General features: G+C 44.1%; 19 protein-coding genes. 16 read left to right on the forward strand and 3 right to left on the reverse strand.

All coding sequences use genetic code 11. From position 1 onward, the window contains the following. Positions 1 to 65: 65 nt before the first annotated feature. Positions 66 to 1,430: an acyl-CoA dehydrogenase family protein gene (locus ACXYMT_RS05420; protein ID WP_459058066.1), complete on the reverse strand. Its 1,365-nt coding sequence runs from the start codon at positions 1,428 to 1,430 to the stop codon at positions 66 to 68. Between the two features lie 129 nt (positions 1,431 to 1,559). Here ACXYMT_RS05420 and ACXYMT_RS05425 point away from each other — a divergent pair, with 129 nt between their 5' ends. Further along, positions 1,560 to 1,940: a PH domain-containing protein gene (locus ACXYMT_RS05425; RefSeq protein ID WP_459058067.1), complete on the forward strand. Its 381-nt coding sequence runs from the start codon at positions 1,560 to 1,562 to the stop codon at positions 1,938 to 1,940. Between the two features lie 153 nt (positions 1,941 to 2,093). Here the strand turns inward: ACXYMT_RS05425 and metK are convergent, their stop codons facing one another. Continuing rightward, positions 2,094 to 3,353, reverse strand: a complete 1,260-nt coding sequence (gene metK, locus ACXYMT_RS05430) for a methionine adenosyltransferase (RefSeq protein WP_459058068.1) — start codon at positions 3,351 to 3,353, stop codon at positions 2,094 to 2,096. A 1,126-nt stretch (positions 3,354 to 4,479) separates the two neighbouring features. On the opposite strand from metK, the gene ACXYMT_RS05435 reads away from it, so the two are divergent. From ACXYMT_RS05435 to ACXYMT_RS05460, 6 genes are read left to right on the forward strand one after another with little or no spacing between them, the layout of a single operon-like run. After that, positions 4,480 to 5,784 carry an O-acetylhomoserine aminocarboxypropyltransferase/cysteine synthase family protein gene (locus ACXYMT_RS05435; RefSeq protein ID WP_459058069.1) on the forward strand — a complete coding sequence of 435 codons (1,305 nt, stop codon included), beginning with the start codon at positions 4,480 to 4,482 and terminating at the stop codon, positions 5,782 to 5,784. 54 nt (positions 5,785 to 5,838) lie between these two features. Further along, positions 5,839 to 6,852 (forward strand): alpha/beta fold hydrolase, encoded by a 1,014-nt coding sequence (locus tag ACXYMT_RS05440; RefSeq protein ID WP_459058070.1) that lies wholly within the window; start codon positions 5,839 to 5,841, stop codon positions 6,850 to 6,852. Next, positions 6,815 to 7,891 carry a homoserine dehydrogenase family protein gene (locus ACXYMT_RS05445; protein WP_459058071.1) on the forward strand — a complete coding sequence of 359 codons (1,077 nt, stop codon included), beginning with the start codon at positions 6,815 to 6,817 and terminating at the stop codon, positions 7,889 to 7,891. The genes ACXYMT_RS05440 and ACXYMT_RS05445 overlap by 38 nt, the downstream gene beginning before the upstream one ends. After that, positions 7,888 to 8,313 carry an OsmC family protein gene (locus ACXYMT_RS05450; RefSeq protein ID WP_459058072.1) on the forward strand — a complete coding sequence of 142 codons (426 nt, stop codon included), beginning with the start codon at positions 7,888 to 7,890 and terminating at the stop codon, positions 8,311 to 8,313. Before ACXYMT_RS05445 ends, ACXYMT_RS05450 begins: the two co-directional genes overlap by 4 nt. An 18-nt stretch (positions 8,314 to 8,331) precedes the next feature. Next, positions 8,332 to 9,423 (forward strand): acyloxyacyl hydrolase, encoded by a 1,092-nt coding sequence (locus ACXYMT_RS05455; RefSeq protein WP_459058073.1) that lies wholly within the window; start codon positions 8,332 to 8,334, stop codon positions 9,421 to 9,423. Continuing rightward, positions 9,420 to 10,190: a head GIN domain-containing protein gene (locus tag ACXYMT_RS05460; RefSeq protein WP_459058074.1), complete on the forward strand. Its 771-nt coding sequence runs from the start codon at positions 9,420 to 9,422 to the stop codon at positions 10,188 to 10,190. Before ACXYMT_RS05455 ends, ACXYMT_RS05460 begins: the two co-directional genes overlap by 4 nt. Positions 10,191 to 10,593: 403 nt before the next feature. Here the strand turns inward: ACXYMT_RS05460 and gldA are convergent, their stop codons facing one another. After that, positions 10,594 to 11,493, reverse strand: a complete 900-nt coding sequence (gene gldA / locus ACXYMT_RS05465) for a gliding motility-associated ABC transporter ATP-binding subunit GldA (RefSeq protein ID WP_459058075.1) — start codon at positions 11,491 to 11,493, stop codon at positions 10,594 to 10,596. Positions 11,494 to 11,780: 287 nt separating this feature from the next. On the opposite strand from gldA, the gene ACXYMT_RS05470 reads away from it, so the two are divergent. From ACXYMT_RS05470 to rlmN, 9 genes are all read left to right on the forward strand, one after another. Further along, positions 11,781 to 12,653: a prephenate dehydratase gene (locus ACXYMT_RS05470; protein ID WP_459058076.1), complete on the forward strand. Its 873-nt coding sequence runs from the start codon at positions 11,781 to 11,783 to the stop codon at positions 12,651 to 12,653. A 56-nt stretch (positions 12,654 to 12,709) separates the two neighbouring features. Then, on the forward strand, positions 12,710 to 13,792 hold the full coding sequence (locus tag ACXYMT_RS05475; protein WP_459058077.1) for a chorismate mutase: 1,083 nt from the start codon (positions 12,710 to 12,712) through the stop codon (positions 13,790 to 13,792). Positions 13,793 to 13,809: 17 nt separating this feature from the next. Further along, positions 13,810 to 14,766 carry a ribosome small subunit-dependent GTPase A gene (gene rsgA, locus ACXYMT_RS05480; protein WP_459058078.1) on the forward strand — a complete coding sequence of 319 codons (957 nt, stop codon included), beginning with the start codon at positions 13,810 to 13,812 and terminating at the stop codon, positions 14,764 to 14,766. Next, positions 14,763 to 15,215 carry a D-aminoacyl-tRNA deacylase gene (gene dtd / locus ACXYMT_RS05485; protein WP_459058079.1) on the forward strand — a complete coding sequence of 151 codons (453 nt, stop codon included), beginning with the start codon at positions 14,763 to 14,765 and terminating at the stop codon, positions 15,213 to 15,215. Before rsgA ends, dtd begins: the two co-directional genes overlap by 4 nt. A 51-nt stretch (positions 15,216 to 15,266) precedes the next feature. Beyond that, positions 15,267 to 15,593, forward strand: a complete 327-nt coding sequence (locus tag ACXYMT_RS05490) for a nucleotide pyrophosphohydrolase (protein WP_459058080.1) — start codon at positions 15,267 to 15,269, stop codon at positions 15,591 to 15,593. Then, the gene (locus tag ACXYMT_RS05495; RefSeq protein WP_459058081.1) at positions 15,594 to 15,854 is read left to right on the forward strand and encodes a hypothetical protein; all 261 of its coding nucleotides are present in this window, start codon (positions 15,594 to 15,596) and stop codon (positions 15,852 to 15,854) included. Positions 15,855 to 15,857: 3 nt separating this feature from the next. After that, positions 15,858 to 17,090, forward strand: coding sequence for a 3-phosphoshikimate 1-carboxyvinyltransferase (aroA, locus tag ACXYMT_RS05500; RefSeq protein WP_459058082.1), 1,233 nt, complete (start codon positions 15,858 to 15,860; stop codon positions 17,088 to 17,090). 130 nt (positions 17,091 to 17,220) lie between these two features. After that, the gene (gene queA, locus ACXYMT_RS05505; RefSeq protein ID WP_459059150.1) at positions 17,221 to 18,270 is read left to right on the forward strand and encodes a tRNA preQ1(34) S-adenosylmethionine ribosyltransferase-isomerase QueA; all 1,050 of its coding nucleotides are present in this window, start codon (positions 17,221 to 17,223) and stop codon (positions 18,268 to 18,270) included. A 276-nt stretch (positions 18,271 to 18,546) separates the two neighbouring features. Continuing rightward, positions 18,547 to 19,602 (forward strand): 23S rRNA (adenine(2503)-C(2))-methyltransferase RlmN, encoded by a 1,056-nt coding sequence (gene rlmN, locus ACXYMT_RS05510; protein WP_459058083.1) that lies wholly within the window; start codon positions 18,547 to 18,549, stop codon positions 19,600 to 19,602. Positions 19,603 to 19,665 lie beyond the last annotated feature (63 nt).

A 19,665-nucleotide genomic window follows, 5' to 3' on the forward strand; every position in this document is an offset into this window, starting at 1 on the left:
TTTTACACTCCGAACTCTCAACTCCGAACTCTGAACTCTCTCGACTCCGAACTCTCGACTCCGAACTAACTCACAAATGCACTGTATCCCGTGATCGCTCTTCCCACGATGAGAGAGTTGATCTCTTTGGTTCCTTCATAGCTGTAAATCGCCTCGGCATCGGCGACAAAGCGGGCCACGTCGTATTCCAGCAGAATTCCATTTCCACCCATGACCTCACGGGCGCGGCTTACCACATCCCGCATTCTCATGCTTGTATAAACTTTCGCCAGGGAGGCGTGCTCATCTTTTAGCAGGTCCTGGTCCTGTAATTCTGAAAGTCTAAAACACAGCGTTTGCATGGAGGTCAGGTTGGCGATCATTTCCACCAGGTGATTCTGAATCAATTGATAAGAGGCGATTGGCCTCCCAAACTGCTCTCTCTTCTTAGTGTATTTTAGCGCGCTCTCATAGGCCCCTCTTGCACAGCCCACCGCTTGCCAGGCTACTCCGGCACGGGTCATTCTCAGTACTTTTGCAGTGTCCTTAAACGATTCTGCTTTTTGAAGTCGGTCGCTCTCGGGAATTCTGCAGTCGGTAAGGGTGATAAGTGCATTCTGCACGATTCGCAGTGCCATTTTATCCTCCATCTTTTCGGCGGTGAATCCGGGGTTATCTTTTCTTACCAGGAATCCCTTCACCTGATTGGAATCTTCATCCCGGGCCCAGATTACGATGACATCGGCAAAAGTGGCATTTCCAATCCATTTTTTTTGTCCGTTGAGTATCCAGTTTTCACCATCAAACTTGCAGGTAGTTTCTAGTCCGCCGGCCACACCGCTTCCTACATTGGGTTCGGTTAGACCAAAGGCACCAATGACTTCCAGTTTTTGCATTTTTGGCAACCATTCCTGCTTTTGCTCCTCGCTTCCGCAGAGATAGATAGAACCCATGGCAAGCCCGCTGTGAACCCCAAAAAAGGTGGAGATGGAAACGTCAACCCGGGCAATTTCCTGGGCAATGATGCCTTCCATTAAAAAGGGTAAATTAGGGCAGCCGTAGCCTTCATACGGCACTCCGGTAATATTTAGCTTCTTGAATTTTTCTATGATCTCGAACGGAAATTTCGCCCTGTTCCAGTGATCATTCACCAGTGGCCGTATTTCATCTTCCATGAAATTCCGCACCTTCAGCTGTAATTCGCGCTGCTCTTCGGTAAGTTTCAAATCGAGGTTGTAAAAATCTCCATCAATAGGCGGAAGATCGGCCTGCCCTTTCCGGCGTTTTGTCTTCAGCATTTTCATGAGCCCCTTAAGCTGATTTTCATCCAGCTGTCCCAGGGTTTGCATGGCTTCAGAGAGGTTGATTTGCTTATTGATCTTTGCCAATTGATCGAGATCGATGTTCTTGAGGAGATTGATGGTGTTTCTAACTTTTCCGAAGAAGGCCATAATTTCAGGTTTTTCTAAAAATAGGGATTAAAGAAACGGCAGCCTGTTAAAGCTTTCTCAAAGCAACCTGCTGTTGAGCAGCAGAGGATTTCAGTTAAATGTATTAAATTACCGGATAAAATTTATTTTATGGGAATATTTTCATCATTAATGGGCAATGCCGGGGCAGTTGATAATCAAAAATTGCAGAGCGATTACGGGCAGTTGCTATTCGAATCTGAAACTATTGAAGCCGGCTTTAAGATCTTTAGAGACACCTTTATCTTCACCAATAAGAGACTGATCCTGGTGGATAAGCAAGGCTTAACCGGTAGCAAGACTCAATACCTTTCCATTGGCTACAAGAGTATTTCGCGATTTAGTGTGGAGACCGCAGGTACTTTTGATCTGGATGCCGAACTGAAGATATGGATCTCTTCAGAACAGCAACCCAGTGTGAGTAGAAAGTTCAATAAATCTGTTAATGTGTATGAGGTTCAGAAGCTTTTAGCTCATCATGTGCTTAAGTAGAAATCCTAATTATAACATCCGGAGGACAAAATCTTCCTGATGATCAAAAAAATAAGGTTTCAAAAATGTTATTTTTGAAACCTCTTAAAAACGAAACCCGAAGCGTTTGCTCCGGGTTTTCTTATTTCTATTCGAATAATTTAATAGTCACTACTAATTCAACCCAAAGGCTTTTTTCACCTCATTTACGTAGTTCAGTTTTTCCCAGGTGAACAGCTCTACTTCCACAGTTTTTTCGCCATTGTAGGGACTTTTAAAAACTTTTCGTTCTGTACGTGGTTCTTTTCCGAAGTGACCGTAAGCCGAAGTCTCGCGGTAGATAGGATTTCTAAGACCTAATCGTGATTCAATAGCCGAAGGTCGCATGTCAAAGATCTCAAGCACCTTTTGTGCAATCTCCCCGTGAGAAAGATCAACCTTTTTAGAACCATAGGTTTCCACAAGGATAGAAGTTGGTTCCACAACTCCGATGGCGTAAGAAACCTGAACCAGAACCTCGTCAGCCACGCCGGCAGCTACAAGGTTTTTGGCGATATGCCGCGCCGCATAAGCAGCCGATCTATCCACCTTACTCGGATCTTTTCCTGAAAATGCACCCCCGCCGTGAGCACCTTTTCCGCCGTAAGTATCTACGATGATCTTTCTTCCCGTAAGTCCGGTATCCCCGTGAGGTCCGCCAATAACAAATTTTCCGGTTGGGTTGATGTGGTAGGTGATTTTGTCGTTGAACAGTTTTTGGACGTATTCGGGAAGTTGTTCGATCACCCGTGGCATAAGGATCTCAATAATGTCCTTTTTGATCTTGTCGAGCATTTTTTGATCATCCTCATCAAATTCGTCATGCTGCGTAGAAACAACAATAGAAACGATGCGTTGCGGCACGTTGTCATCGCTGTATTCAATGGTTACCTGGCTCTTGGAATCTGGTCGCAGGTAAGTGATCTCGTTATTTTCCCGACGCAGCTTCGCCAGCTCGATGAGAATTTTGTGGGAAATGTCCAGCGCCAGCGGCATGTAGTTCTCAGTTTCCCTGGTCGCATAGCCAAACATCATTCCCTGGTCGCCGGCACCCTGTTCTTCCTTGTTTCCGCGGTCAACTCCCTGGTTGATGTCCTGGGATTGTTCGTGGATCAAAGAGATCACGCCGCAGGAATCCCCGCTGAACTTATACGCACCTTTAGTATATCCAATATCATTGATCACATCCCGCGCAATGGTCTGCACATCGAGATAAGTATCGCTCTTCACCTCGCCGGCAAGAACGACCTGTCCTGTGGTCACGAGCGTTTCGCAGGCAACTTTAGATTCGGGATCAAAGGCAAGGAAATTGTCAAGCAGCGTATCGCTAATTTGGTCGGCAACTTTGTCGGGGTGGCCTTCAGAAACACTTTCTGAAGTAAATAAATATGGCATGCTTCGTCTTTTTTAAAAGTTATTTTCAGAAAATATTTGACGTGAAGCGCTAGAGAAGTTGTCACTGCTTTAGCATTTTTAAGGGTTGCAATCAGTCAAATTTTTCCCTGAATTATATGAGCAGCAAATGTATAAAAATAGTTTTAAATGAGCTGCTTTATCTTAGTTTTAAGAATAATTTGGGCGCTCCGGCACGACCTCCCGGTCGTCCCGTCAGGCTTTCGCGGGTCGCTTCCCTCATCCTGCCGGCTGCGGGAGAGCTCCAACAACCGCTCAATCCTTAGCGCAGCTTCAATTAGCAATTAACAATGATCAATAAACAATTAGCAACCGATGGCGCGGATTTACAATCCGTGACGAGCAAATTTGCTGATCCGCAAAGATTAGTTGTAAAACCCTACCAATACTCAAAAAATGAAATTAATCTGAATTTTATTTGTTCCTTAAAATTTTCTGTCGTTAACTTTGCTTCATACAAAATCGAGAAATGAACCAGGTAATTTGTAATATGATGTGTATGATGTGGAGACTTTCCGCAGCGCGTCCTATTGCATGAATCTGAAAAGATAAAATAGCAAAAAGCCGCTGCCACCGCAGCGGCTTTTTTGTTTCAGAAAAACCGATAAAAGAGAGGTGTTAAAAAAAGCATTTTTGACACCTAATAAAAACAAGAGGCCGGAAAGGCAAAAAGTAGAAATGAAAAATTACAGAGCAGTAGCAATGATGATGATGTGTTGTATGATGTGCATGATGTGCGCACCAACCCGCTATTGCCAAAAAATGAGGATCTAAGTTAGTTATATATTCAGTTACTAAAAATCCCTTTGGCAAGCGAGTCAAAGGGATTTTTTCTTTTAGAACCAATTCAATTAATCAGCTTTTTTGTCACCTCGAGCGGAGTCGAGAGGTCATGAACAACGAATAAAATAACTCTAAACAACGACGAAAAAGCACAAGTACAAAACCGCATGAGATCTCTCATCGCATCTCCTTTCTCCGAAAGAAAATGCTCTGTCGAGATGACAATAAAACCCGACAACTGAGAACCGACAACCGACAACCGAAAACAATTAACTATTAACAATAACCATTAACCATTATTCCTTAAACCTTAATCCTTTAAAAAATGAGTACAACAAACAATTTTTCGACAAAGGCTCTCCACGCAGGGCATGACGTAGCAGCAAACGGAGGAACAAGAGCAGTTCCTATTTATCAAACCACTTCTTACGTCTTCAAAGATTCAGATCATGCAGCAAATCTTTTTTCGCTGGCAGAACCCGGATTTATCTACACAAGGCTAAACAACCCCACCAATGACATTTTAGAGCAGCGACTGGCAGCTCTGGAAGGCGGAATTGCCGCTGTGGTGACAGCATCGGGAACGGCGGCGATCAGCACCACGCTGCTTACGCTGCTTAAATCCGGAGATCACATTGTCGCTTCCAGCAGCCTCTACGGCGGAACTTACAATCTCCTCAGCGTTACCTTACCGCGCCTGGGCATCACCACCACTTTTGTGGATCCGCAGGATGCTGAGAACTTCTCTAAAGCTGTAAAGGAAAATACCCGGGCTGTTTTTGTTGAATCTCTCGGGAATCCAAAGCTTGACGTGCTGGACCTGGAGGCGATCTCTGCAGTGGCTAAAGAACATAAAGTTCCTTTCATAGTTGATAATACCGTCGCTACTCCGGCGCTGGTCAAGCCGATCGAATACGGGGCCGACCTGGTGATCCACTCGCTTACTAAATACATCGGGGGCAACGGAACTTCCCTCGGCGGAGTCATCATCGACGCCGGAAAATTCGACTGGAGCAACGGCAAATTCCCGGAATTCACCGAACCTTCTCCCGGTTACCACGGACTCGTTTATCACGACGTTTTAAAAGAAGCTGCCTTTATCGCCAAAGTGAGGATAGAAGGTCTACGCGACCTTGGTGCGGCCCTGAGCCCTTTTAATGCTTTCCAGATCCTGCAGGGGCTAGAGACGCTGGAAATAAGGATCAAAAAACACAGTGAAAACGCTTTGGCGCTGGCCAAATGGTTGCAGCAAAAGGAAGAGGTGAGCTGGGTGAATTATCCGGGGCTGGAAAGCAGCGCTTATTACAAGCTGGCTCAGAAATACCTTCCAAAAGGTCAGAGTGGCGTAGTGACTTTTGGAGTAAAAGGTGGTTATGAAGCAGCGAAGGTCCTGGTCGATGAGACCAAACTCTTTTCTCTGCTTGCCAACATTGGAGATACCAAGTCTTTAATTATTCATCCGGCCAGTACCACACATCAGCAACTAAGTGATGAACAGCAGGAGTCAACAGGCGTGACCAAAGATCTGGTGAGGCTTTCTGTAGGGCTGGAAGATTTGGAAGACCTAAAATCTGACCTCGAGCAGGCGCTGGCGAAAATACCTGTCAAAAATGCAATTAAATCAGCTTAATTTGGATCCGGAACAGCGGGAAGTTATTCTGCTGTTCCGGCTAAAACCCGATCTATGTTAAAAGAAATTATACTACCCGACTTTGAAAATTCTGCAGGAAGCCTTCAGAAAATCCATGTGTTTTATCGCTTTTTTGGAAGGGAAGCAGGCACTGCACCTGTGGTGCTCGTAAATCACGCCCTTACCGGAAATGCCAATGTTACGGGAGAAGATGGCTGGTGGAAGGAATTAATAGGACCTGGAAAATGCATCGACACCAACAGTTTTACAATTCTGGCTATAAATATTCCAGGCAATGGCGCCGGTGGTAAACAGGAGCATCTGTTGCACAATTATACAGAATTCAGCCTGGATGATGTTGCAAAGATCTTTGTGCAGGTTCTGGAAGAAATAAAGATCGACAGCCTGTTTGCTGCTATTGGAGGCTCCATTGGCGGCGCCCTGGCCTGGCATCTTGCGGTCCTAAAACCAAACCTGATCCAAAACCTGATCCCCATCGCTGCCGATCTCAAGGCGACCGATTGGGTGCTGGGGCAGTGCAAGGTACAAGACCAGATCCTGAATAATTCTTCAGATCCCGTTCATGATGCGCGAATGCATGCCATGACTTTTTACCGTACTCCGACATCCTTTTCGGCTAAATTCCGCAGGAAAAGGAATGAGCTGAATTTTCAGTTCGAGGTGGCGAATTGGTTGACCTATCACGGCCGGAAGCTGGAAGGTCGCTTTGAACTTGCTGCCTATAAGTTGATGAACCACCTACTCACCACCATTGATATTTCAGGAGGGAATGGAGAGACTTCAGCTGTAGCAAAGGAAATCAGCGGGAATATTCACTTGGTGGGAATTGATTCCGATTTGTTTTTCCTTCCGGAGGAGATAAGAAAAACATACCGGGAGCTTTCCGAAGTAAAAGAGAATGTAAGCTACTATGAGATCAAATCCATCCATGGACATGACGCTTTTCTCATCGAATATGAGCAGCTGGCTCAGATTTTAGCGCCCATTTTTAATTCCAAAAAAGACAATAATGAAAAAGATAAACATAGTACTCTTTGGAACAGGTAACGTTGGAAGTAAGCTCACAAACCAACTGCTGGAGGCACGCGAACAGCTGCGGCAAAGAGAAGGAGTGGAGCTGAACCTTCCTGTGATTGCTAATTCTACTACCGCCTTTTTTCAGAAGGAGAATCAGCAGCCTTCATGGGAGGCAGATCTCGAAAAGTTCGGCTTTCCATATAAGCTCGGGGATATTATTGAGTATGTGCAGCAGCAGGATTATGAGAATTTGATCGCTGTAGATGCTACGGCCAGCGAGGAATTCGTGGATAATTATTTCAGCCTCATTGAGTCCGGATTTCACATTGTTGCTGCCAATAAGGTGGCGAACACCCGTTCCTCTCAATTTTATACTGAACTACGGAAAAAACTGCTGGAGCATGGCAAATATTTCTTCTATGAAACCAATGTGGGCGCCGGACTGCCGATAGTGGAGACGCTGCGGAATTTCCATCGTTCCAACGAACGGGTGACAAAAGTAAGAGGAGTATTTTCTGGCTCCCTCAGCTACATTTTCAACACCTATTGTGCTGAAGAAAAGAAGTTTTCTGAAGTACTTGCCGAAGCGGGGGATAAAGGTTTCACAGAACCCGATCCGCGCGTGGATCTTTCCGGAAAGGATGTGGCGAGAAAACTATTGATCCTGGGACGGGAGCTGGGCTTAGAGAAGGAATTTGAAGAGATTACGATCCAAGATCTGGTGCCGCCGCATCTCAACGGGCAGTCGACTTTAGAGAACTTTCAGAAGAATAAAGTTGATCTGGATCCACTCTTTTTAAAATTCAAGAAAGAGTTAAAGCAGGACGAGGTGATACGGCATGTGGGGGAGCTGGACCTGCAAACCGGAGTTTTGGACGTAAAGCTGGTGACCGAAAAGAGAACTTCAGCTCTGGGAAGTCTGCAAAACGCCGACTCTTCCTTTGAGATCTTTACCGAATCTTATGGCGAGCAGCCGCTGGTGATCAAAGGAGCAGGGGCAGGAGCTGCAGTGACGGCGCGCGGAGTTCTTACAGATTTAATTAAATTAGCGGAAAAATTACCCTCATGAAGATCCATCTAAAAAGGCTCAACGATAATTACCATTTTGAAACTACTAATGAGCGCGGCGATGTGGTGCAGCTCGATAACAAGAGTGAACCGAATCCGCAGGGCGCCAGCCCAATGGAATTGCTGCTCATGGGAATCGCCGGCTGTAGCGGAATTGACATCGTTATGATCCTAAAAAAACAGCAACTCGAGATGACTAATCTGGAGATGGATGTGGAAGGTTTTAGAGTTGATGGTGCCGTTCCCAATGTTTTTACCAGGATTCACCTAAAGATCACTATTGACGGGGAAATTCCGGAAAACAAAGCTAAAAGAGCAGTAGATCTTTCTTTAGAGAAATATTGTTCGGTTGCAAAAATGCTGGAAAAAACTGCCGAGATCACCACAGAAGTTATCCTGAACGGTTCGCCGGTAAAGAAATAATTCCGGCGCCGGTCCCCCATGCGAAAACTGCTGCTTCTCGTTTTAATTTGCCTTAGCCAAATTGCTTTCTCGCAGGAGAAACATTATTCTGTTGAGGCGAATTATTTCTACGGCAGCATTTGGGAGCACAACCCGAACATCTCGCATTTGATCACGGAGCATCCTTATGGAGTGCTGCTGCATTTCAACCGGAAGACCTATGGTGATCAAGCCTGGGAGCGGCGTTATAACTATCCAAACGTCGGATTTTCGCTCTCTTACCAGGATCTCAAAAATGAGCATTTAGGAAAGAATTTTGGAGCCTATGCACATCTCGGATTTTATTTTCTGAAGCGACACCTTTTGCTGAAAGTAGGGCAGGGGCTTGCGGTAACGACAAAACCATATCACCCGGATGATAACTACCGTAACAACGCCTACGGCTCCCGGATCTTAAGCTCCACGATCTTCACCGGAAACCTGCAGTTCGAGAATATCATTGGCGGCCTCGGCTTCCAGACCGGGCTTTCCCTTATACATTATTCTAACGCCGATTTTAAATCTCCAAACAGCTCCACCAACACCCTCGCCTTGAGCGCCGGATTGAATTACGACTTCAATCACGAATCTCAAAGAGAATTCATTCCTAAGGATCCAAAAATGCCATTTTCGGCACCCCTTAGGTACAACTTTGTTTTGCGCAGCGGAGTCAATACCACAGGCGTCATAGGATCTGAATCTTATCCTTTCCTGACACTTTCAGCTTACGCCGATAAGTCTTTGAACCACAAAAGCACCTTACAGGCGGGAGCAGAATTGTTCCTTTCCAGAGCGATGGAAGAGTATATTTATTTTCACTCGGTCGCTTTTCCGCTAGACGGGTCGGCGGGAGATGAAGATTCGAAAAGGGTGGGCATCTTTGCAGGGCATCAATTGACGTTCAGGAAACTTTCGCTAATTACGCACCTGGGATATTATGTTTATTATCCTTACGATAAATATGTTGATAGAATTTACAACCGGGTGGGGCTGCAAAGAGAGATCTGGAATGACCTTTTTGGGTCGGTAACCGTCCGCTCCCATGGTGCCAATGCCGAAGCAGTGGAATTTTCAATCGGTTATCGCCTATGAAACAGCTACTGAAAAAATACCTGCTGATTTCCCCCTTTTTGGGACTGCTCATATTTATGGGTTGTAACACCGAAGATGCCCCCGACTGTTTCCAAACCGCCGGAAGGATCATAGAAAAGGAATTTGTAGTTGAAGCCTTTGATGAACTCATTGTTTATGAAGACATCGAGCTTTTTATTGAACAGGGTGCAGAGCACCGTGTAGTGGTAAAAACCGGAGAAAACCTCATGAACGAGATCTCTGCTGAAGTAGTTGATGGCAGACTCATTCTGCGGAATGACAACGGCTGCAACTTTGTGAGGGATTATGATGTTACCAGCATCTACGTCACCGCCCCCAATCTTACCTGGCTTCAAAATGCCGGGAACCGGGTTATAAAAAGTGTGGGAGAATTGCATTTTAAGAACATCTGGCTCCGAAGTCTTAACCAGGAAAGAGCTAAGGGTGTTTATACGGTAGGAGATTTTGATCTGCATTTGGTTTCAGATCATGTGCGGGTGACGGGAGACGATTTCTCAAATTTTTTTTTGAAGGGAGAGACAGATCATCTGAACCTGTTCATGGCAAATGGAGATGGCAGAGTAGAAGCAAGGGAGCTAAAAGCCGGGACAGTAGAGATCCAACACCGCGGAACAAATAAGCTCATCGTGAATCCGCAGCAGGTTTTGAAGGGCGAGATACGAAGTACGGGAGATGTGATCTCTGTGAACCGCCCGCCGGTAGTTGAGGTGGAGGTGTTTTATTCGGGGAGGTTGATCTTCGAGTAAAATGTGATATGTATCGGCACGGATCACAGCCGCGCTAACAGAAAGGATTACGAGGGTTTATAAACCGTGAAGAAAATCAGATCCGCGCCAACAGGAAGAATAACGAGGTTTCATAATGAAGAAAATCACAGATTTGCGTCAGCAAATAGATAAAATAAGAATGAATAGTCTCCGGCTTTAGCCGGAGGCTAATAAAAATTTTCCTGCAGGGCTTTAGCCCAACTTTATACTCCCTAGATGGCGCCTATTTACAATCCGCTATAATAAGGTTGCTTTTAAATATTTCGCACCTCCGGCGCTCTTTATTCCCCGGAATAATATTATCTGTAAATATTCCGCACCTCCGGCGCTAACTCTGCAAGTAACCCTTTCAGGGTTTGGAACCCTGAAAGGGTTGAAAAGGCTACTTCTTCAGCGTCAATTCTGAAAATAAACTTTCGAGATTCTTATTTTTTCTATTCAGCTGCAGGGTTTTTAATCCGTTGTCATGGGCAAAGTCGAAAACCGTGGGCCGCATGTCCTTTTCGGTCTCAAAGCTGAGTTCGTAAACAAAGCCACCGGTGTTTTTGATGTTCAGTAAATTTGGCAGGCGCTGCAAAGCGATTTCTTCGATCCGGTAGTCAAATTCCACCTCAATGATCTGTACCTGCTCATCTCGCAGATCTTCCAGGCGCTTATCGGCCACGATGTGTCCCTTGTTGATGATGATCACCCGCTCGCACAGGGCTTCGACCTCCCGCATGATGTGCGTAGAGAACAATATGGTCTTTTCTTTTCCAATGTTTTTGATGAGCTCTCTTATTTCCACCAACTGATTAGGATCGAGTCCGGTGGTAGGTTCATCGAGGATAAGCACTTCAGGATCGTGTAAAAGGGCATTTGCAATGCCCACTCTTTGGCGGTAGCCTTTGGAAAGCTGGTCGATCTTCTTATTGGCTTCCGGTGAAAGTCCGGTTTGAAGAATTACCTCTTCAATTCGCTTTTTTGGCACCTTATAAATGAGCGCATTGAATTCCAGATATTCCCTCACATACATATCTGTATAAAGCGCGTTGTGTTCGGGCAAATAACCAGTACTTTTTTGAGCTTCAAGCATGTCTTCAGAAAGAGGAAAACCATTCACGCTGGCTTCTCCCGAGGATGGCTGTAAATAGCCCGTGAGGATCTTCATTAGGGTCGATTTACCTGCTCCATTGGGCCCAAGGAAGCCTACAATTTCCCCTTTTTGGATGGTAAAGGAAACTTCATCGAGCGCTTTTTGCTCCCCGTAAAATTTGGTGATCTTGTTAACCTGAATGGACATAGCAGCTTTTTCCCAAAAGTAAATCAACTTTTTCAAAAGGCGAACTTCTGCTTTGGCAAATTAGCGAAATCGTTCTCGTGATTTTTTCAGGAAAAAATATCGTTTTCTGAAAATATGTACTACATTAGCCATTCACAGAAATGACAATGAAAATTTTATTTATCTGGAACGCCTGGTATTACTTTTATTTCTATAACAGAGATAGGATCGGGAGTGCCGTATAATTAAAATTATATAATAACTGAAATCCCGATGTAAGCATCGGGATTTTTTTTTGATATATATATATGGAAGAAAAAATTGCAATTCAGGGAATCGAGGGATCATTTCACCATCAGGTAGCGAGGGAGTATTTTGGCCTGGATGTGCTTGTAGAGGAATGTATGTCATTTGGAGAGGTAGTAAAGAGCCTCACAACAGGCCAGTCACAGAAGGCGGTAATGGCCATTGAGAATTCAATTGCAGGCTCTATCCTTCCCAATTATGCCTTAATAGATGAGAACAACCTGAAGATCATTGGAGAGCATTATATCCCAATTCAGATGAACCTTATGGCAGTGCCGGGAAGAAAGATCGAGGACATAAAAAAAGTATTTTCTCATCCCATGGCCCTGCTGCAGTGTAAGGAATTCTTCAGCAATTATCCGCATATAAGGCTGGTTGAAGATGCAGATACAGCTTCGGTAGCGAAAAGGATCTCAGAAAATAATTCTCAACATTCCGCAGCTGTAGCGAGTCAAACGGCAGCCGAGCTTTTTGGACTGGAGATCCTGGCAAATGGCATTCACACTATAAAAAGTAATACTACCCGCTTCCTTGTACTTTCGGCTACTGAAGAAAATCGAACCCGGCAGATCTCCCCCAACAAAGCTTCCATTAAATTTGTTATGGAAAGCCGCCATGGCAGTCTGGTGAGTGCATTAAATATTCTTCGGGATTTTAACCTTGATATGACAAAGATACAGAGCGTTCCGGTCATAGAAATGCCATGGAAATACGCTTTTTTCATAGATGTCATTTTTGATGAGCCTGAGAGATTTGTCCGGGCGATGGAAATTCTGGAGGTAATGACCGAGGAGCTGAAGATCCTTGGAACTTATCAAAACGGTTTAGAAGCTTTGGCCTCAGTTCCTGCTTCTGCCTCGGTAGCGAAAAAATAATAAGTAATTGGCGGTCTCCCTGAAGGTTTAGCACCGCAATATTATAATTTAAAAATATGGAAAATAAAAAAGAGCTAAGAACCTGGTTAGATAATTTTGGATTGGAACATCCACTTGTGATCGCAGGACCGTGTAGTGCAGAAACCGAAGAACAGGTTCTCAAGATCGCACATCAACTTAAGGATACAGATGTGAATGTATTGCGGGCAGGAATATGGAAACCCAGAACCCGCCCCGGAAATTTTGAAGGAGTAGGGGCTTTAGGTTTGAAATGGCTTCAGAAAGCAAAAGAGGAAACAGGAATGTTGACCACCACCGAGGTTGCCAATCCCAATCATGTGGAATTGGCGATGAAGCATGACATCGATATCCTCTGGATTGGAGCCCGTACCACAGTTTCACCATTTATTATCCAGGAGATCGCCGATGCTCTTAAGGGTACTGATAAAGTTGTGCTGGTCAAAAACCCCGTAAATCCCGATCTTTCTTTATGGCTGGGGGCAGTAGAGCGTTTGTACACCAATGATATTAAGAATTTGGGAGTGATCCATCGTGGTTTTTCGACCTATGAAAAAACCAGGTACAGAAATAATCCTGAATGGCAGATCCCCATCGATCTACAGACCAAATTTCCTGATCTGCCATTGATCCTGGATCCTTCACATATCGCAGGTAACCGCACTTCGATCTTTGATCTTTGTCAAACAGCGCTGGACCTCAATTATGACGGACTCATGGTTGAAACTCATTATGACCCGGACAATGCCTGGAGCGACGCGGCCCAGCAGATCACTCCGGCCACCCTGGTGCAGTACATGCAGGATCTTAGAATAAGGAAAGAGGTTTCTGAAAGCGAGGAATTTCAGGCAAAACTCAAAAATCTCAGAGCAATGATAGATATTGCCGACACTCAATTGTTGGACGTGCTTTCAAGGAGAATGAAAATTTCAGATGAAATAGGTAAGGCTAAAAAAGAACAGAATGTTGCTATTCTGCAAAATCAGCGTTGGAGCGAGATCCTGGACAAGATGACCTCAGAAGGGCAGGAGAACGGTCTTAGCGAAGAATTCATTATGCGAATTTTCAAAGCCATTCACCAGGAGTCGATAAACCATCAGAAAAAGGTTATTAGCGAATAATTTCGCATTTTTGCAGCATGACAGGAACCGTTTATAAATCTACCGGAAGCTGGTATCACGTAAAAGCCGATGACGGGCGGTTCTATCAATGCCGTATCAAAGGAAAATTCAGGATCAAGGGTATAAAGAGTACAAATCCTGTGGCTGTTGGGGATAGGGTAGAATTTAAGGCGGAAGAAGGCAGTGACGAGGAGATGAACGGAGTAATTACCGAAATAAAGGATCGGGAGAATTACATTATCCGGAAGTCGGTCAACCTGTCGAAACAAACCCACATAATTGCTGCGAATATAGATCAGGCCTTTTTACTGGTCACGCTGAACAATCCACCAACTTTCACTGTTTTTATAGATCGGTTCCTGGTAACTGCAGAGGCTTATGATATCAAGGTGATCCTGCTATTCAACAAGATCGATACTTATAATGAAGATGAGCTGGCCGAGGTGAAATATCTGGCTGCTATGTACCGGCAAATCGGTTATCAATGTATAGGGATCTCAGCAAAGAACGGGAAGAATGTGGAGCAGGTGAAGGAGCTTATGCATGACAAGACCAGTATGATCTCCGGACATAGCGGTACAGGAAAATCAACTTTGATAAATGCCATAGAACCGGGACTGGAATTGAAGACACGTGAAATCTCAGATCTCTACAAGCAGGGCCAACATACCACAACATTTGCTGAAATGTATGACCTAAGCTTTGGAGCAAGGATCATCGACACGCCCGGTATTAAAGGTTTTGGGGTTGTAGACATTGAAAAAGAGGAATTGGGAGATTATTTTCCTGAATTCTTTGCGAGGAAACAAGATTGTAAATTCTATAACTGCCTGCACCTGGAAGAACCTAAATGTGCCGTGAAGGAGGCCCTCGACGCCGGAGAAATTCCCTGGTCCCGCTATAAAAGTTATGTGCAGATCCTCAAAGGAGAGGACGATCAACAATATCGTATAGATAATTACGAACAGGAATGAGAGCAGTAGTACAGAGGGTTTCTAAAGCTTCAGTGACTATAGAAGGTGTTAAAAAGGCAGAAATTGGATGGGGATTGTTGATTCTATTGGGCATCGAGGATGCCGATAATGAGGAAGACATTATCTGGCTGTGCCGAAAAATAGCAAACATGCGGATCTTCAATGACAGTAATGGAATTATGAATGATTCCCTGCTGGATGTTGACGGAGACGCTATAGTTGTAAGTCAGTTTACACTTCATGCCAGCACCAAAAAAGGGAACAGACCTAGCTATATAAAGGCTGCAAAGCCTGAAGTTGCAATTCCACTTTACGAAAAATTTGTAAAGCAGCTGGAAGCAGAAATAGGTAAACCTGTTGGTACGGGAGAATTTGGTGCAGACATGAAGGTTGAGTTATTGAATGATGGGCCTGTAACGATACTTTTGGACTCGAAAAATAAGGAATAGAATAACCCTTTCAGGGTTACAAACCCTGAAAGGGTTTAATTTTTTTAAACTATGAACATAAAGGATTCTCAAAAAGCTGTTGATGACTGGATAAAGGAGCACGGGGTGAGGTATTTTAACGAACTTACCAATATGGCTCAGCTAACCGAGGAGGTGGGCGAAGTAGCCAGGATCATTGCCCGCCGATACGGCGAGCAGAGTGAAAAAGAGAGCGATAAAGCTAAAGATCTTGGGGAAGAATTGGCCGATGTAGTCTTTGTAGTGCTTTGTCTTGCAAACCAAACCGGAATAGATCTACAGGAGTCTTTTGACAAGAAACTGAACCTAAAAACTCAGCGCGACAAGGATCGTCATAAGAACAATGAAAAATTACAATAAATGCGCATTTTAGAAGATCTTAAAAATTCAGATTATTGGGTCAAGGTATTGCAACTGGGTACAATTTTCTTTGTGATATTCGTTGGACTTTCTTTGATCATTTCGCATTTCAGGCAGATCATTTCGGGAGATTTTGCAGTCATTTATCAGGATGAATTTGCCAATGGAAAGTGGGTGGAATACTTCCTGGTCAAAGCGGCGATAAGTTTGGTGTATGCCATGTATATGACCAGCAGGCGTAAGAACTTCAAAAGAGAATAGCCCATGCACCTGCAACTCACTTCCAATAGCCGGAAACTCTCCGGAAAGATCTCTGTTACGGGTTCAAAAAGTGAATCTAACAGGCTGCTTATTCTGCAGGCACAGTTTCCCGAAATTAAGATTAAAAATCTTTCTAACAGTGATGATACCGGGGTGCTACAAAAAGCCCTGGCCTCAAATGAAGAGGTGATAGATATTCACCACGCAGGTACTGCCATGCGTTTTTTAACGGCTTATTTTGCATCCAAGGAAGGCCGGGAAGTGGTTCTAACCGGAAGTGAGCGTATGCAGGAGCGTCCTATAGCGATACTTGTAGATGCGCTCAGGGAATTAGGGGCAGAAATCTCTTATGAAAAAAATGAAGGTTTTCCTCCCTTGAGAATAAAAGGAAAGAAGCTTTTGAAGAATGAAGTCACTGTCAAGGCCAACATCAGCAGCCAGTATATATCGGCTTTGATGCTCATTGCGGCTTCCCTTCCTGAAGGTTTGAACATACATCTCGAGGGAAAAGTAACATCAGTGCCATACATCGAAATGACACTTCAGTTACTTCAGGAGTGTGGGATAAGCGGTAGCTTTAATAATAACAAAATTTCAATTGCTCCTGTAGCTTCTGTGCCTGCAAAAGAAATAACTGTGGAATCTGACTGGAGTTCGGCTTCTTATTTCTACAGCCTTGCGGCTCTGAGTGAGTCGGCAGAAATTTATCTGAGTTCATATCGCGACCAAAGTCTGCAGGGCGATAGAAGTGTGGTAGACATCTACAAAAAATTAGGCGTGAAAACCACATTTTTGGATGCTGAGATAAAACTGGAAAAAGTGCAGACATTACTTCCGGAAAAACTGCAACTGGACCTTTCTAACAGTCCCGATCTCGCTCAAACCATTGCAGTCACCTGCTTTGGATTGGGAATAGCAGCAGAATTTACCGGCCTGCACACCTTGAGGATCAAAGAAACCGACAGGCTTCAGGCATTGAAGAATGAGCTGGAGAAACTCGGGGGACAGGTGGAGATCACTAAGGATTCTTTGGAACTTTCAGCTTCAAGAGAGATGAAACCAAATGTGAGCATAGACACATATCATGATCACCGGATGGCACTGGCATTCGCTCCGCTGGCTTTAAAAGTACCTATAAAGATAAGAGATGCGGGAGTGGTTAGTAAATCCTTTCCGGGTTTTTGGGAAGACCTGAGCAAGCTCGAAATTTCTTCAGAAGAAGTTGAGGATAAATAAAATATCTTCAATAGATATGGACGTGTGACCGCATGAATTAAGACATTTCTTAAATAAAGGCGTATTTACTTGACAACCCCTATCCTGAGGTTGTATATTTGCAGCTTCTTAAAATCTATCTTATATGGGAATGAAATTATCGCACTTCAATTTTGACCTTCCGCCGGAACTTTTGGCCGAATATCCTGCCGAGAACAGGGATGAAGCCCGTTTGATGGTCTTGAACAGGAAGGATCAAACAATTGAGCACAAGCACTTTAAAGATCTTATCGATTATTTTGAACCGGAAGACGTGATGGTGTTGAACAACACTAAGGTATTTCCTGCACGTCTTTTTGGAAATAAAGAAAAGACAGGTGCCCGAATTGAGGTGTTTTTGTTGAGAGAACTTAATGCTGAAACCCGTTTATGGGATGTGCTGGTAGATCCCGCCAGAAAAATTAGAATTGGAAATAAACTTTACTTCGGGGAAGACGAAAGCCTTGTAGCTGAAGTAATTGACAATACCACTTCCCGCGGAAGGACCCTTCGTTTTCTTTACGATGGTTCTTACGAGGAATTTCGTAATAAATTGACAGAGCTCGGAGAAACTCCGCTGCCAAAGTACATAAAGAGAGAGGTGCAGCCTGAAGATAAGGAACGTTATCAAACAATATACGCAAAATCTGAAGGTGCCGTAGCTGCGCCCACTGCAGGTCTTCACTTTTCTAAGCACCTGCTAAAAAGGCTGGAGATAAAAGGAGTGAACTTTGCTGAAGTGACATTGCATGTTGGGTTAGGAACTTTTAGCCCGGTTGAGGTGGAAGATCTTTCCAAGCATAAAATGGACAGTGAAGAAGCTTATATTGAAAAGCCGGCAGTAGAGACCATTAACAAAGCAATTCAGGAGAAACGCAGAGTTTGTGCTGTGGGAACAACTGTTATGCGTTCATTGGAGAGTTCGGTTTCTTCAAATAAAACTTTGAATGAATTCCAGGGATGGACCAATAAGTTCATTTTCCCTCCATACGATTTTAGCATTGCTAATTGTATGATCACTAATTTCCACACTCCAAAGTCAACTTTATTAATGATGGTGTCGGCATTTGCAGGACATGATTTCATGAAGAAAGCTTATGCTGAAGCAGTAAAAGAGAAATATAAGTTCTACACTTACGGCGACGCGATGCTTATACTTTAAGGAGGCAGTGCGCAGTCATTAGTAGGCAGTAATTAAATTAAAAACCTCACAACCCGATAGCTATCGGAACGGTGAGGTTTTTATATTTTACGTCATGCTGAACTTGTTTCAGCATCCTTTTTTGCTTTTATTTATCACCACAGTATGATTTAAAAGTCAAAAGATCCTGAATTTTAATTTTATAAACCTCAATTAAAACTGGCTAACTTATTGATCCTCAAAAATGACATTTTTAAGAGGTGTTTAAAATCGCATTTACTTTAGTACTTTTGCAGCGTGAAAAATGATAAGAAAGACATACGGGCTTTGACCAAGGAGCAGCTTCAGCAATTCTTTGTTTCTCAGGGGGATAAATCCTTCCGTGGAACTCAGGTTTATGAGTGGTTGTGGGGAAAAGGAGCTCATTCTTTTGAAGATATGACCAATATTTCAAAGGAGACACGTCAAATGCTGAGTGAAAATTTTGTGATCAATCACATACGGGTGGACCAAATGCAGCGCAGTAGCGATGGCACCATCAAAAATGCAGTTAAGCTGCATGATGATCTTACCGTGGAATCGGTGTTAATTCCTACAGCCAGTCGGACCACGGCATGTGTCTCTTCACAGGTAGGCTGCAGCCTGGATTGTAAATTCTGTGCTACAGCAAAGCTAAAGCGAATGAGAAACCTGAACCCAGATGAGATCTATGATCAGGTGGTGGCGATAGATAACGAGAGCAGACTGTATTTCGATAAGCCGCTTTCCAACATTGTCTTTATGGGGATGGGAGAACCGCTCATGAACTACAACAATGTCCTAAAGGCTATTGAGAAGATCACTTCTCCCGAAGGGCTTGGGATGTCCCCAAAGCGAATTACCGTTTCAACTTCTGGGGTGCCAAAAATGATAAAAAGACTGGCCGATGAGGAGGTGAAATTCAAGTTGGCGGTTTCACTACACTCAGCTATAGATGAGGTGAGGACATCAATTATGCCTTTTAACGCAACCTTTCCGCTTAATGATCTAAGAGATGCACTGGAGTATTGGTATGCAAAGACAAAAAGCCGGATCACCTATGAATATGTGGTCTGGAAGGGGATCAATGACTCTAAGAAAGATGTGGATGCCCTGGTGAGATTTAGCAAGTATGTGCCCTGTAAAGTGAATCTTATCGAATACAATCCAATCGGCGACGATCATTTCATGCAGGCGCCCGAGGAGACGACCAATATGTATGTTAGGGAACTGGAGCGAAATGGTATCACCTGTACTGTTCGCCGCTCCCGTGGTAAGGACATAGATGCAGCCTGCGGGCAACTCGCTAATAAATCTAAAGAAGTTACGGTCTAGACCCTTCAAAAAGGGCAAAATTTCAGGGAGTTAAGAAATAATCTTTTAACTATCTTAGCAGCC

Source organism: Salinimicrobium sp. CAU 1759 (assembly GCF_054482715.1).

Excerpts from the sequence above, each read along its gene's own strand:
- ACXYMT_RS05470 (WP_459058076.1), top strand. The coding sequence starts at position 11,781 with ATGGAAGAAAAAATTGCAATTCAGGGAATCGAGGGATCATTTCACCAT.
- ACXYMT_RS05475 (WP_459058077.1), top strand. The coding sequence starts at position 12,710 with ATGGAAAATAAAAAAGAGCTAAGAACCTGGTTAGATAATTTTGGATTG.
- ACXYMT_RS05495 (WP_459058081.1), top strand. The coding sequence starts at position 15,594 with ATGCGCATTTTAGAAGATCTTAAAAATTCAGATTATTGGGTCAAGGTA.
- ACXYMT_RS05490 (WP_459058080.1), top strand. The coding sequence starts at position 15,267 with ATGAACATAAAGGATTCTCAAAAAGCTGTTGATGACTGGATAAAGGAG.
- ACXYMT_RS05425 (WP_459058067.1), top strand. The coding sequence starts at position 1,560 with ATGGGAATATTTTCATCATTAATGGGCAATGCCGGGGCAGTTGATAAT.
- ACXYMT_RS05435 (WP_459058069.1), top strand. The coding sequence starts at position 4,480 with ATGAGTACAACAAACAATTTTTCGACAAAGGCTCTCCACGCAGGGCAT.
- ACXYMT_RS05445 (WP_459058071.1), top strand. The coding sequence starts at position 6,815 with ATGAAAAAGATAAACATAGTACTCTTTGGAACAGGTAACGTTGGAAGT.
- ACXYMT_RS05420 (WP_459058066.1), bottom strand. The coding sequence starts at position 1,430 with ATGGCCTTCTTCGGAAAAGTTAGAAACACCATCAATCTCCTCAAGAAC.
- dtd (WP_459058079.1), top strand. The coding sequence starts at position 14,763 with ATGAGAGCAGTAGTACAGAGGGTTTCTAAAGCTTCAGTGACTATAGAA.
- gldA (WP_459058075.1), bottom strand. The coding sequence starts at position 11,493 with ATGTCCATTCAGGTTAACAAGATCACCAAATTTTACGGGGAGCAAAAA.
- ACXYMT_RS05460 (WP_459058074.1), top strand. The coding sequence starts at position 9,420 with ATGAAACAGCTACTGAAAAAATACCTGCTGATTTCCCCCTTTTTGGGA.
- ACXYMT_RS05450 (WP_459058072.1), top strand. The coding sequence starts at position 7,888 with ATGAAGATCCATCTAAAAAGGCTCAACGATAATTACCATTTTGAAACT.
- rsgA (WP_459058078.1), top strand. The coding sequence starts at position 13,810 with ATGACAGGAACCGTTTATAAATCTACCGGAAGCTGGTATCACGTAAAA.
- metK (WP_459058068.1), bottom strand. The coding sequence starts at position 3,353 with ATGCCATATTTATTTACTTCAGAAAGTGTTTCTGAAGGCCACCCCGAC.
- ACXYMT_RS05455 (WP_459058073.1), top strand. The coding sequence starts at position 8,332 with ATGCGAAAACTGCTGCTTCTCGTTTTAATTTGCCTTAGCCAAATTGCT.
- aroA (WP_459058082.1), top strand. The coding sequence starts at position 15,858 with ATGCACCTGCAACTCACTTCCAATAGCCGGAAACTCTCCGGAAAGATC.
- queA (WP_459059150.1), top strand. The coding sequence starts at position 17,221 with ATGAAATTATCGCACTTCAATTTTGACCTTCCGCCGGAACTTTTGGCC.
- ACXYMT_RS05440 (WP_459058070.1), top strand. The coding sequence starts at position 5,839 with ATGTTAAAAGAAATTATACTACCCGACTTTGAAAATTCTGCAGGAAGC.